Origin of the sequence: Sphingobacterium thalpophilum, assembly GCF_901482695.1 — a bacterium.
GTDB lineage: Bacteria > Bacteroidota > Bacteroidia > Sphingobacteriales > Sphingobacteriaceae > Sphingobacterium > Sphingobacterium thalpophilum.
The window spans coordinates 1802667-1816043 of sequence record NZ_LR590484.1 but is presented as its reverse complement, the minus strand read 5'-3'; the positions used below and the strand labels follow the sequence as shown (position 1 = coordinate 1816043).

Below are 13377 nucleotides of genomic sequence, written 5' to 3'. Positions count from 1 at the left end.
AAAATGTCTTATAAATAGCTGAAATATCGGGAATTTTACATTCGAATTGTATTGGTCAGAGCGACAAATCGGATCTTTAGGTAATCGGTTGGATTCGTATTATTATTATCTTAGTAGGGAAGTTTGCGGCAAGTACAAATCGCTCTGGCAAAGGTGTGATAAAACCGGTTATTCTGTATCATAAGATCTGGATTACAGTTTCTTTGTCTATTGGGTTATAAAAATGAAATACTTATCCGTAACTTTGCGGCCTCAAATTAAAAACAATGAATGCAACCTTAACTGTCTCAGAAGAAGATCTTTATAACAGACGTCACCGTATTCGTATCGCGGTATCTTTATTCTTTTTTTGTCAGGGGATTGCCTTTGCTTCGTGGGCAAGCCGCATCCCTGTTATTAAAGAGCGACTCCATTTGAGCGAGGCTCAGCTGGGAACTATTTTACTGATGCTGCCTGTGGGGCAACTGGCTACTATGGCTCTTTCGGGCAAGCTGGTTACCAAATATGGCAGCGCCAAAGTACTTCGCATTGTGCCGATAGCGTATGTATTGGTTTTGTGTGCGATCGCTTTTGCACAAAACGCCTGGCAACTGGGTGCCATTTTATTCTTGTTTGGGGTGACGGGAAATATGTGCAATATTTCGGTCAACACGCAAGGCGTAGCCACTGAACAGATTTTCAAAAAATCTATCATGACTTCCTTCCATGGTGCCTGGAGTATCGCTGGTTTTACAGGTGCACTGGTGGGACTGCTGACCATGAATCTCGGGCTGGACACATTCACCCATTTTTTGATTATATTACTTTTCGTGGTTGGTAACACCTTAATCAATCAAAAGTACCTCGTCCCGGGAAAGTCTCCACAAAAGGAAAAACGGAGTTTTTTCGCTAAACCGGAAGGAAGCTTATTGCAGCTTGGCATCATTGGCTTTTTCAGTATGGCAACAGAAGGCGCCATGTTTGACTGGAGCGGAGTCTACTTTAAAGAGATTGTGCATGCTCCCGAAAAATTCGTGGTCGTTGGCTATGCTTCGTTTATGGTGATGATGGCCATAGGCCGTTTTGTTGGTGACGGTGCCATCCGCAGGCTTGGACGTAAGAGGACGTTACAATATAGCGGTCTCCTGATGTTTGCGGGGATGATGACCTCGGTTGTATTTCCACAGTTTTTTGTATGCACACTTGCTTTTATGCTAGTGGGCATAGGCGTTGCCTGCAATGTACCATCTGTGTACAGCCTTGCTGGGCAGAATAAAAATGTCCCGTCGGGGGTGGCACTGGCCATGGTCTCTAGCATCAGTTACCTCGGCTTTCTGATGGGACCGCCCTTAATCGGCTATATTGCGGAAGTCTTTAGCCTCCGTTACTCTTACGGTATCTTCGCCTGTTTCGGTCTGCTGATGTTTTTTATGGTTGGGCGATTATCGTTATTCAAAGAAAATCAAGAGGCTTAACCGTACAAAGAAGGCTTTCCGCAGCAGATCCTGCTTACAGTAAACAAAACAGGAGAAATAACTTCCTGCTATTTCTCCTGGAAAAGGAAAACATGACGGCATGCTTCCTTCTTGTAGCCCCGAGCAGAATCGAACTGCTATCAAATGTTTAGGAAACATCTATTCTATCCGTTGAACTACGGGGCCTTTTCAAAAGCCAAACTTAGGTTTATTTTACAAATAAGTCAATAGTAAGATGAAATTCCATCTGATCTTTTTCTAAAAAAGCACGAATTCGTCATTGAATTGCCCCATAGGGCAGCGTCGTTCATGGCCGCTCCGGCAGGACTTATACAGCTCAGCACATAACTGAATCGATCGGCTGTATAACGCCTGTTTTTGGTTCAGAGGCTGCTGTGCCAGCGTCTATGAAAAGGAGTCAAACTAACTGTCCAGCATATATGCTAAATAGGACCTATGCTTCACTTTGTCATTTCTGAGGTGCTATGGGTATTAAAACCGAAAAAATAAGGTGACAGGAAAAGAAAAAATGTGGAGGGAGAAGGATTCGAACCTTCGAAGCCGAAGCAACGGATTTACAGTCCGTCCCATTTGACCGCTCTGGAACCCCTCCAGCATTGTTCTGTGTGGAACAGAACGTCGCAAAAGTAGGTTTTGCATAGCGTTTGTGCAATTATTTCGCGCTATAAATTCGTAACTCCCGCTATATGAATTGCTTTATTTTTTTGACGTGGCCTGCAGTCCAGCAAATAGCGAGGATAGGATTGTGTTAATATAAAAAAAACTTATTGTTATATTCTGGTCATAATAGATTTTGACAATAGTACATTGGTAAAATCAATTCGCTTTTTGGCCGGCTTTGCCTTATCTTTGTATCAACAAAAAAAGAAAGATATATTATGAGTTTCACAGGTAAAAGTTTTCCAAGCATTACAGTAGATGCAATCGATTATTTAGGTGACAATTTGCAGATCAACGTTTTTGAAAAGGCAGTTAAAGAAGGTAAAAAAGTACTTTTGTTCTGGTATCCAAAAGATTTCACTTTTGTGTGTCCTACTGAACTACATGCTTTCCAAGAGGCAGCCGCTGAATTTGAAAAACGCAACACGATCTTAATCGGTGCTTCTTGCGATACAAACGAAGTTCACTTTGCTTGGTTAAATACAGCAAAAGATAACGGTGGTATTGAAGGTGTTGAATACCCTATCTTAGCGGATACCAACCGTAACTTATCGAGCGTATTGGGTATCTTGGACGTTCAAGAAGTCGAGCATCCTGAGTATGGCACTTTAGCTCAAGGTTCTGCTGTTACTTACAGAGCGACTTATTTGATCGACGAGACTGGCCGTGTATTCCACGAGTCTGTAAACGATATGCCTCTTGGCCGTAATGTAAAAGAGTATTTGCGTTTGATCGATGCTTATGCTCACGTACAAAAGTTTGGCGAGGTATGTCCAGCAAACTGGGAAGAAGGTAAGGATGCCATGAATGCAGACAGAAAAGGTGTTGCTGAATATTTAGCAAAACACTAACTATAAAAGGCCTTTGGTCTTAATCAACAGGGGCCTGTACCCGGCTCCTGTTCTTTTCTCTATCAACTTAATAATAAAATCATGTTACAGGAATTAGAAAACGATAATTTACAAGAAATTGTAAACAACAACGATATTGTCATGGTACAATATGCCGCAACTTGGTGTGGCAATTGCAAAATCATGAAACCGAAATTCAAAAAATTGGCCGGCGAAAACGATTCGGTACCGTTTATCATTGCGGATGCCGAAAAATTTCCTGAATCCCGCAAATTAGCCAATGTCAACAACCTGCCGACATTCGCAGCATTCAAAAACGGCAAATTGGTGAATCAGGTACAAACAAATAAGTTGGACGCATTAGTAGAATTATTCAATGAAGCTACCAGTAATTAAACATCTGACAGAATTCATCGAGCAAAATGATGTCGACTATGTATTGGAGACCATTGAGACGTTGGAAGCGCTTACCGAAGCTCCACTGAAAGATGAGGAACTCGACGTAATCGGTGAATTGATTTCAAACCTATACGGAGCTGTAGAGGTTGACAAATTAATCAAAGAAGGTCATTCCAAAAAAGATGCCTTAAATATGTTCATGAAACGTGTTTTAGGTGCAATTGATAAATAATCTACCGTCTGATTTTAAGTGCATTGAAGTGAAGCTTTCTTTTCATACCATTAGCAACACCGCGCTAAATTGTTGACAAAATTTAGCAATGTGGAAAACTAATTGAAGGAATCTGACAGAACTAAATATTTTCTACATATATTTACTATGTTAAAGGTTGCCACTTGGAGCGAAGCGACAAAATAACTATTCTCTAAAACTATTCGTTTCAAGAAAAAATATTTTAATTGTTAAACGGAAATTCCAGCGTGGTTGGGATTTCCGTTTTTTTATGGACTGGAAGCTTTCCTGCTTCATCATTCTGATCCAAGCTGTTTAGCAGAATATATACATTAAAATTACAATGTGTGGATGTACGATTTTCAATGAAATCTTTATCTTTAAACATGCGAAAACCGTTTCTTTCTGTCATCATCATTTTGTCCAGTCTCTTCTCAAAGTCAACTGTACAGGCACAAAATCCGCAATGGAACGCTGCAGAAATCAAGCTAAACCTCGAAAAGCTGAATGTCCTGGGTTCCGTTTTATATTTTGCAGCACACCCAGACGATGAAAACACACGTCTGATTGCCTGGCTCGCCCAGGAGAAAAAATATAAAACCGGCTACCTGTCGTTGACACGTGGTGACGGGGGACAGAACCTGATCGGTACTGAGCAAGGTATCGAATTGGGGCTCATCAGGACACAGGAACTGCTGGCTGCACGCCGGATAGACAAGGGTGAACAGTTTTTCTCTTCAGCTTATGATTTTGGATTTTCCAAAACGCCGGAAGAAACGTTTGCCTTCTGGGACAAGCAACGTGTATTGCGTGAAGCCGTATGGCTGATCCGGAAATTTAGACCAGATGTCATTATCACAAGGTTTCCACCCGACGCCAGAGGAGGGCATGGACATCATCAGGCTTCGGCCATACTCGCTCATGAAGCCTTTAAAGCAGCGGCAGATCCCCAACAGTTCCCAGAGCAGCTGGAGCATGTGCAGCCATGGCAAGCCAAACGCCTGCTATGGAATACCTTCAATTTTGGGGGCCAGGACAATACGGCCGAGGACCAGCTGAAAGTCGATATAGGTGCATATAACGCACTTCTCGGAGCTTCCTACGGCGAAATTGCCGCACATAGCCGTTCATCTCATAAAAGCCAGGGTTTCGGATCTGCAGCACAACGCGGTTCATCCACGGAATATTTTGAATATGTAGACGGTGTGCCGGCATCGACCTCTCTGCTAGAAGGTGTTGACACCTCCTGGAAAAGAGTAAAAAACAGTGCTAAAGTTCAGTCCAGGATTTTGAAAATCATCCAAAATTACCAAGTCGACAGGCCCGAAGCATCCGTATCGGATCTGATCCAACTTCATCAGGAACTGGACCAGATCGATGACGTCTATTGGCGCGGCGAAAAGAAAAAAGAGGTAGAAAAGCTCATCCTTGCCTGCAGCGGAATCTGGTTTGAGAGCATTGCAAGAAATACTGATTACGCCGTAGGAGATCGAATCCACATAGACAATGCGATTATCACCAGAGCAACAGGAGTGGATGTTGAGCTGCTAAAATTAAATGGAAAAGCGATCAACAAGAAGCTCGCTGGCAACCTTCTTTTTAAAGATTCGATCTTTGTAAACGCAGATAATCTGACACAGCCCTATTGGCTGATAGAGGCTCATGCCAAAGGCAAGTTTAATGTTAATGATTTTAGCCTTACAGGCTATCCTGACAACCCCAACAAGCCTAAGGTACACTTCGAACTGGCAGTCAACGGCATGCCAATCGCATTTGACCAGGATATTGAATATAAGTATACGGATCCGGTGCGTGGTGAGCTTTATCATCCGATAGCGATCATGCCGCAGATCACGGCTAAAAGCGAAAGCCCATTGGCCCTGATCCGAAATGGCGAAGCGATAAACATTCGTGTCAGCTTTCAGAAGCATGGGCAAATACCGAATCAAGCGGCCAAGCTCAGAGTGCTTGCCCCTAAAGGATGGGAAATCGTTCCTACGGAACTAGATCTCCAATTTGATGCCCATACAACAGTGCTCTCGAAAGAAATTCATATCAGACCACTAGACGCCGACATTTCTTCTATTGACACCCTCCGCTTTCAGCAGGAACAGAAGGAACCCTTGAGAGAGGTGAAAGCGATAGATTACTCACATATTCCGGAAATTGTCTACTTTCCTGAGACCGCGATTAAAATCAGCAATATCCAGCTGCTTAACGAGGTCAAACACGTGGCTTATGTTCATGGTGCTGGAGACCTTATCCCTGAATCCCTAAATGCCATCGGAATTCACGTGGATGTGCTAAGCAGCGAACAGCTATTAAAAACCGATCTTGCTGCTTATGATGCGGTGATTCTAGGCGTACGAAGCTTCAATGTCAATAAAAATATCGCACAGGTCCAGACCAAGCTTTTGGACTACGTCCAAGGAGGAGGTACAGTACTGACACAATATAATGTTAGCAATGGCCTTGTTTCGAAGAATTTTGGTCCTTATGCTTTTTCCCTTGGAAGAAACCGTGTCACAGATGAACTTGCTCCTGTCCATTATGACGAAAAAGATCCTGTTTTTAACTATCCGAATAAAATCACAACGGCAGATTTTGAAAACTGGGTACAGGAGAGAGGTCTATATTTTGCGGAAAACATTGACAAGCGGTATAGAACGCCTATCGCCATGCATGATCCGGGCGAAGGTTTACATAAAGGCTCTTTATTGGTCACTTCTTATGGTAAAGGCAAGTTTGTTTATACTTCCTTATCTTTTTTTAGACAATTACCGGCTGGAGTTCCCGGAGCTTATAGATTATTTGTAAATTTGTTATCAAAATCAAAATAAATATCATAATGGAAAATCAGATTGACAACAACTGCACAATAATAGATGCTGGTAAAGCAAAAGGAATTATTCTTTTGGTTGCTGTAATATTCGGTGCATTAATTGGCTTCACTGCAAATGAGACATTTCTAAGCATCATTGGCGGTGCTGTTATTGGATTGATCATCGCTGCGTTTTTTAACAGTGTTATCTATCCGCAAAAACCCTCAGATAGATAAACTATATGATGAATAGCTGGAAACGCTTCTATTGGATGGTCGTTATCTGGCTATTTATATGCATTCTTTTTCTGTACTTTTTTACCCTTTACTATACATGAGTACAGCAGATTGGATCGTTTTATTGCTGACGCTTTTGCTAATTGTTACCTACGGTATCTACAAAAGTAGGGGTATAAAAAATATTGATGGCTACCTTTTGGGCAATCGCTCTTTGCCCTGGTACCATGTAGGGCTCTCGGTAATGGCGACTCAGGCGAGTGCCATTACCTTTTTATCGGCTCCCGGTCTGGCATACTCCTCAGGAATGAGTTTTGTGCAGTTCTACTTTGGTCTCCCACTGGCGATGATTGTACTCTGCATTACATTTATTCCGATATTTCACCGATTGAAGGTGTTTACTGCCTACGAGTTTCTGGAAAAACGCTTTGATGTCCGCACACGTGGACTTACAGCGCTGTTATTTCTGATTCAGCGCGGCATATCTACAGGCATAACAATTTTCGCACCTGCACTGATTATTTCCACCATCCTGCATATTGACCTTACGCTGACTACCTTGGCGATTGGAAGCTTTGTAGTCATCTATACCACGTACGGTGGCACTAAGGCAGTTTCGCATACGCAATTACTTCAGATGAGCATTATATTTGGTTCGTTGCTTATTGCAGGTCTGCTCGTCATCCACCTCCTCCCTGCAGATATTGGGCTCTCTAAAGCACTCCATATTGCTGGAAAATCCGGAAAGACCAACGCGTTGGATTTTACATTTGACCTGAACAATAATTATACACTCTGGACGGGATTAATTGGAGGCTTTTTTCTGCAGTTATCGTATTTTGGTACTGATCAAAGCCAGGTGGGGCGATATCTGACGGGGTCTTCCGTTAAAGAAAGCCGTATGGGACTCATCATGAATGGTCTCCTAAAGGTCCCGATGCAATTTGCCATCTTGCTGATCGGCATCCTCGTTTTTGTTTACTACCAGTATCACCAACCGCCTATCTTTTTCAATCAGGTGGAAATACAGAAATTAAAAGAAAGCCCCTATGCCCAAGCTTACCAAGATCTGGAACACAAACATGCGGAGTTGTTTAAAGAGCGGCTTTCCATCGTGAATAGTGTAAATGATGCTATGAATCAGGATGATCAAGATCGAGTTTCCTTATCCCGAGACGCATTACAACAGGTAAATACAGCATTACAGCTGGTAAAAGACAGTACACTTACTTTGATTAAGAGGGTCAATCCAGCCGCAGAAACCAATGACAATAATTACGTGTTTCTATCGTTCGTCACCAGAACCTTTCCAAAGGGTTTGATCGGATTACTCATTGCGGTTATCTTCCTTGCCTCAATGGGATCAACAGCAAGTGCCATCAACTCGCTGGCTTCTACAACGACAATCGATATATACAAACGCTTTGTCAATCCCAACGCAAGCGAAAAACAAGATCTTTTATGGTCACGTATTTTTACCATGGTGTGGGGAATCTTTACCGTTATCATCGCTCTATACGCCAACAAATTGGGCAATCTATTGGAAGCTGTCAATATATTAGGTTCACTGTTTTATGGCACTATTCTGGGAATCTTTATCGTCGCCTTCTATCAGAAAAAAGTTAGAGGTAAAGCGGTTTTCATTGCGGCTATATTGTCAGAGCTTATAGTCATTGGAATCTGGCTATTGGACAAAATACCATTCCTTTGGCTCAATCTGGTCGGCTGCCTGGCTGTAATGATCATCGCCCACTGTGTTCAGCGCCTTTCGAAGCCTTAGCGCGCTACATCCTGAGCTATATTCCCGGTCTTCCATCCATACGTTATCCGAACTGACATACACTGATCGGCACAGGGCCCAAAGAGCTACTTTACAGTTAATACTTCTGGTAAATATTGTATAAGACACTTTTGTCGTAAACGGTCAGTTCGGGTGTGGTATCCCGTATAATAAACTTTCGCTTAAATGCCACAATGGCGGCTTTGAGATTGGAAGTATCGTAACCGATGACTTTAAGAGCATCAATAGGGTTAAAATTCTCAGGGGGTGCAACGAGCTGGCCCTCATCATACCAGATACCAAACCCTTTGGAAGCAAGCTTTTTCCATGGAAAAAACACACTAGGGTCATTTTTACGTGCCGGAGCGATATCAGCATGGCCAATAAAGTTGCTATTGGGAATCAAATAACGGGCTTTTAGGGTATCCAAAACCGTGATCAAGGAATTGATCTGTGCATCGGGAAAAGGTTCCCTGCCATTATTGTCCAGTTCAATGCCAATGGAGCAGGAATTCATATCTGTAATAGTTCCCCATTTAGCAACTCCCGCATGCCATGAGCGTATGTAGTCGTTAAGCATCTGGATAATTTCACCGTTTCGTCCGATCACATAATGTGAACTGACCTTTGTCCGCGGGATCTGAAATGTTTTGATAGTCTGCGCAACGCTGTCCTGCGCAGTATGGTGTATAATCACAAAGTTGGGCTTCCGGACATCATAATGAATTGCTTTCTCCTGTCGCCAATAGGGGTGGGAACCTGTCATTTGGAGCATGATAACCTTTCGCTCGTCCGGAGTCAGCTGATTCGTGTCCGGCTTCGACAGCACCTTTTCTTCCAGTACAGCACCGGCAGCAAATGCCGTGATCAATGGCTTCGATACGGTAGCCTGCACCTTGGACCTACAGCTCGCCAAAGACAACAATACAGAAAGTAAAATTCCAACTGACACCGATCTGACCATTATTTCGGTAAACTATATACAATACCCATAGCCAATGATTGGCTCAACTGTACCCTTGAAATCACATCCGGATCATAGATCATGATACCATTTAGGTTAACATTGATCACCCGACTGACTTTTGCCGTGACGGTAACATCCATACGATGCGTGGGATCCGAAATCTTTTCGTAGTCGGCAAATAAATTGTAACGAGCCTTGACATTCAGCTTGTCGGTAAAGTTTTTATCCAAGTTGGCGGTTAGCTGAAAAGCCAGCGCGTTGGCAAATGTGCGGTCTTCTTTCACGCCAAATCTTTCGCCGGTACCGGCTGCGGGATTGTTCGGATCCCTATAGTAACCATATTTTTGAAAAAATCCCTCTCCAGAACGTGGTTTTACCCGTTCATCCAAAATAAACGTCTGCCGCGCGGTACCTGTACCAAAACGCAATGAAAATTCATTGCTCGGCTTATATTCAAGACCGAAAGATTCAGTCAGATAGGCGGGAGCCATAAATGCATTTTCAATATAATCAATAGTATCTTTTCCGTTTACGGTCTTGTATTTATAACCAGCATCAAATTGTGATTCGAAGGTAACGGATGTAAACAGCGCCCAATTTGTGGAAAGCTTATAGGATAACTTGTTATCCCAAAATATACGGTCGTTATTCTTTTTTGCAATGTTATTGTTGTTCTTGATCTTACCATAACGCAAATCTACCTCCGTCACAAAGTTAAAATTGTCGCGGGTATAGTCAGATTTGTGATTAGCATTGAGGCCTACAGCGATAGAACCTACACCACCACCTTTCCAGTTGTCGTTGAAAGAAGCTTGGTTCAAATTGATCCCAAATTTGGTCCAATGTTTCCAGTAATCCACCTCAAGATCCAGTTTAGGAATAACCGGGCGGATCGTTTTGATATTTAAGGGTTGCTCTTTTTGTACAGAAATTACGGTATCTGGTTTTGCTCTAAGATCTTTTAGATCCTGTGCCTGTATGCTCGTAAAAGAAAGGCAAAGCACAGCGATGCCGACAAAATTGAATAACTTCATTCTGAAAATGTCTATATTTTTGTTTACGGTACTAATTTATAATTAATTGTTGGAAAAGGCTCAATAAAATATTGAGAAGGGTTCAATCGATAACGCGAATAGCAATCTTTAATATAGTTTGTCAGTTCATAGTCGCTCGCAGCAAGAATAAAAAAGTACGACGGTCTAAAAATCCTTCTGAACTTTTCGGATTCGTCAAAACTGAGGCCGGTCACTTTACTGATCAGCTCCTTCGTAAATTTATAATCGATAACATTTTCTTTATAATCATTTTCAATAGTCTTGGTCAGCCTTCGCGCTCTTTTGGCTTCTTTACTGAATAAACTATAAATAGAATTTATACTTAGTCCCGCACCATTAGGACCTACGGAGAAGACATCTCCATATCCAGCTAGACGATATGCTTTATTATAATCTTCTCGCGCTTTTTTTAGTATCTCCTCTGGACTCTTACGTGCTAATACCTGCACCTCATCAATGTAAATAGACTCCCGTAATAAATGAAACAGAAGGAGACCTTTGTCATCAACAGCCAATGTGTCCGGAAAATAGCCTTTGCTCATGGCGACAATCCGGTCCCCAATACGTGCCTGAAGATCGAATTCGCCCTTGATATTATTATAGATGACATTGCCCGTCCGCAGGTTAGCGAGCTTCACATTGCCTAAACGCTGTTTGGTATTTTTATCAAAAACAATACCTTCCACTCTTTTCGTCTGACAGAAAAGTAGCGTATAGCTGCCAAGAACCAGCGCGGATAGCAAGATATATTGTATAAACTTCACTTTCGTAAAACTACTATATAGCTATACAAAACTGAAATATTTAACATCTTTTAAAGCGTAACTATTTAGATATAACTAATAGCTGTCCAAGGGAAAGTGTATCCTCTGTAAGACCATTGAGGGATTTGATCTGCTCAACGGACACATTGTACAGTTTGCTCAGCGAATAGAGCGTTTCCTGAGCTTTGACTTCATGGATACGCATCGCTACAGGGCTCTTGATCGAGTCCGTTGTGGCAAGGGCAGGCGGTGTTTCCTGAACATGTTGTACAATTTCCTCTTTTACAACTTCTTCCCGGATTACCTTTTCACGCGAGGTCTCACCACGGTCGTATTGGTCAAGATGATAGCGTTCAATCATCTCAATCAACAGATCCGGATAACGTGGATTGGTGGCATATCCGGCAGCTTTAAGGCCTCTGGCCCAACCTTTATAATCATTTTTGTCCAGCTTAAAAAGCGCTGCGTAACGAGGCCGGAGAAGAAACTCAGAATGGTCACGGAAAGACTGTTGGGGACTATCGTATACACGGAAACAATCATTGATTCGGTCATCTGGTCTTGTTACCGATTTACCTTTCCATACACCACCACATTTTATACCAAAATGATTATTTGCTTCGCGCGCCAGATAACTATTGCCGTTACCGGATTCCAGTAGAGCCTGGGCAAGTTTAATGCTGGCCGGAATTCCATATTTATTCATTTCGGCAATTGCTATATCCTTATATTGGGCAATATAGTCATTGCCAGCCATACTTGGCCGGCCGATTGCAGAAGATGAAGAAGTTTTTGAATTTGAACCGGATTTAGTGGAGGATAACGTGCCTCTCCGGCTTGAACATGATGTAATCAACACCATGAATACACACATGCCATAAAAAAACTTCTTCATGCAATAACTTCGTACTTATTTTTTTGTTGACGAGAATCTATTTTGCCTGGAATCGTTATCAAACATATCAAGATGATATAATCTGATCGTTTTGAGTACTTTGGCTGTCCAGTCCTTACTTGTAGAGTATCCCGAACGGGCAATTGCCTTGACCCAAGCTTCATATTTCTCTCCCGGATGTTTTTCAAAAAGGCTTTGGGTAGTCTTCTTTCTTTTTACTATTCCTACAAAATCATTATAGGAATCTAATACTGAACGATAACCCTTGTAGGCTGATCGAATAACCGTACTGTTATTCCTACCTTTGACCCCAAAATGGTTGTTCAAATTTTTTGCTATCCTGCTGCGTCCATTTCCGCTTTCATGCATGGCAATGGCCAAGATAACCGATGCTGGAACACCATGTTCCTCCATCATTTCTTTTGCTATTGGACTGTACTTTTCGACATATGCCGGACTTTGAGCTGAAACTTTTGCTGTTCCAAAAATCGCCAAAGCCAGTATCAGTACAAAGCTTTTTAATTGTTTTAAATTCATGAAGAATGTTTTAGTTCACAAATTACTTCTTGCGCAACGCAAAAAGTCCGTCTCGAATTGGCAATATTACCTTTTCTACTCGCTTGTCCTGAGCTAAACGTGCATTCAAATCAATGATCTGCTTTGTTTGATTGTCTGGTTTTGCTTCCAATACCTTACCTTTCCATAAGACATTGTCAATCAAAATAAGTCCCCCAGACGGAACTTGATTTATTATCGTTTCGAAATAATATAAATTTCTCTTTTTATCAGCGTCGATAAACACCAGATCAAATGTTTCATTCAATGTGGGTATTATCGTTGCAGCATCACCAATATGATATCGAATTTTATCCGCAAATTCAGATGCATCAAAATAAGCTTGAACACGTTCCTGCAGCTCCTCGTTGATGTCTATGCTGTGGATGATCCCGTCATGTCTGAGCCCCTCAGCGAGACATAATGTGGCATAGCCAGTAAATGTCCCAATCTCCAGAATACGTTTTGGAGCAACCAATTTACTCAATAAAGAAAGAACCCTTCCTTGATAATGTCCAGATAACATATGGGGCATTGTTTCCTTCAAATAAGTCTCCCGATTTACCCTTTTCAGTAACGAATTTTCTTCGTCTGTAGTATGTTCCAAATAGGACTCTAAATCGTCGGCAACAATTTCCATAACCACAAAGGTATCAAAAAACATCTTTATGAAAAAAATATTTTTT

The 13377-nt window shown here is 41.9% G+C and carries 13 protein-coding genes and 2 tRNA genes; 7 read left to right on the top strand and 8 right to left on the bottom strand.

Annotated features, from left to right (window positions below):
• The first annotated feature begins 266 nt into the window (after nucleotides 1-266).
• Entirely contained in the window at nucleotides 267-1454 is a 1188-nt protein-coding gene (locus FGL37_RS07770) for an MFS transporter (protein WP_028071151.1), read from the top strand.
• Between the two features lie 114 nt (nucleotides 1455-1568).
• Here the strand turns inward: FGL37_RS07770 and FGL37_RS07765 are convergent.
• Together FGL37_RS07765 and FGL37_RS07760 are read right to left on the bottom strand one after the other, a co-directional pair.
• Nucleotides 1569-1640, bottom strand: a tRNA-Arg gene (locus tag FGL37_RS07765).
• Nucleotides 1641-1986: 346 nt separating this feature from the next.
• Nucleotides 1987-2067: transfer RNA gene (locus FGL37_RS07760), tRNA-Tyr, on the bottom strand.
• A 286-nt stretch (nucleotides 2068-2353) separates the two neighbouring features.
• On the opposite strand from FGL37_RS07760, the gene FGL37_RS07755 reads away from it, so the two are divergent.
• From FGL37_RS07755 to FGL37_RS07730, 6 genes are all read left to right on the top strand, one after another.
• Complete coding sequence (locus tag FGL37_RS07755) at nucleotides 2354-2986, top strand: peroxiredoxin (protein WP_028071150.1); 633 nt, start codon at nucleotides 2354-2356, stop codon at nucleotides 2984-2986.
• 81 nt (nucleotides 2987-3067) lie between these two features.
• A complete protein-coding gene (locus FGL37_RS07750) occupies nucleotides 3068-3382 on the top strand; it encodes a thioredoxin family protein (RefSeq protein ID WP_028071149.1) in 315 nt (104 codons plus the stop codon).
• A complete protein-coding gene (locus FGL37_RS07745) occupies nucleotides 3363-3617 on the top strand; it encodes a DUF6952 family protein (RefSeq protein ID WP_028071148.1) in 255 nt (84 codons plus the stop codon). Before FGL37_RS07750 ends, FGL37_RS07745 begins: the two co-directional genes overlap by 20 nt.
• A 386-nt stretch (nucleotides 3618-4003) precedes the next feature.
• Nucleotides 4004-6457 carry a PIG-L family deacetylase gene (locus FGL37_RS07740; RefSeq protein WP_028071146.1) on the top strand — a complete coding sequence of 818 codons (2454 nt, stop codon included), beginning with the start codon at nucleotides 4004-4006 and terminating at the stop codon, nucleotides 6455-6457.
• Between the two features lie 8 nt (nucleotides 6458-6465).
• On the top strand, nucleotides 6466-6675 hold the full coding sequence (locus tag FGL37_RS07735) for a hypothetical protein (protein WP_028071145.1): 210 nt from the start codon (nucleotides 6466-6468) through the stop codon (nucleotides 6673-6675).
• A 97-nt stretch (nucleotides 6676-6772) separates the two neighbouring features.
• A complete protein-coding gene (locus FGL37_RS07730; protein ID WP_028071144.1) occupies nucleotides 6773-8455 on the top strand; it encodes a sodium:solute symporter family protein in 1683 nt (560 codons plus the stop codon).
• 97 nt (nucleotides 8456-8552) lie between these two features.
• Here FGL37_RS07730 and FGL37_RS07725 read toward each other — a convergent pair whose 3' ends face one another.
• The 6 genes from FGL37_RS07725 to FGL37_RS07700 all read right to left on the bottom strand — a co-directional run bounded on the left by FGL37_RS07725 (nucleotide 8553) and on the right by FGL37_RS07700 (nucleotide 13331).
• Nucleotides 8553-9407 carry an N-acetylmuramoyl-L-alanine amidase gene (locus tag FGL37_RS07725; RefSeq protein WP_232048653.1) on the bottom strand — a complete coding sequence of 285 codons (855 nt, stop codon included), beginning with the start codon at nucleotides 9405-9407 and terminating at the stop codon, nucleotides 8553-8555.
• An 11-nt stretch (nucleotides 9408-9418) separates the two neighbouring features.
• Complete coding sequence (locus tag FGL37_RS07720) at nucleotides 9419-10456, bottom strand: DUF3078 domain-containing protein (protein ID WP_028071142.1); 1038 nt, start codon at nucleotides 10454-10456, stop codon at nucleotides 9419-9421.
• 23 nt (nucleotides 10457-10479) lie between these two features.
• Nucleotides 10480-11241 (bottom strand): hypothetical protein, encoded by a 762-nt coding sequence (locus FGL37_RS07715; protein WP_051607169.1) that lies wholly within the window; start codon nucleotides 11239-11241, stop codon nucleotides 10480-10482.
• A 61-nt stretch (nucleotides 11242-11302) separates the two neighbouring features.
• Complete coding sequence (locus FGL37_RS07710) at nucleotides 11303-12136, bottom strand: glucosaminidase domain-containing protein (protein ID WP_028071141.1); 834 nt, start codon at nucleotides 12134-12136, stop codon at nucleotides 11303-11305.
• 15 nt (nucleotides 12137-12151) lie between these two features.
• Nucleotides 12152-12673 (bottom strand): glucosaminidase domain-containing protein, encoded by a 522-nt coding sequence (locus tag FGL37_RS07705; protein WP_051607168.1) that lies wholly within the window; start codon nucleotides 12671-12673, stop codon nucleotides 12152-12154.
• 22 nt (nucleotides 12674-12695) lie between these two features.
• Complete coding sequence (locus tag FGL37_RS07700; RefSeq protein ID WP_028071140.1) at nucleotides 12696-13331, bottom strand: O-methyltransferase; 636 nt, start codon at nucleotides 13329-13331, stop codon at nucleotides 12696-12698.
• Between the last annotated feature and the right edge of the window lie 46 nt (nucleotides 13332-13377).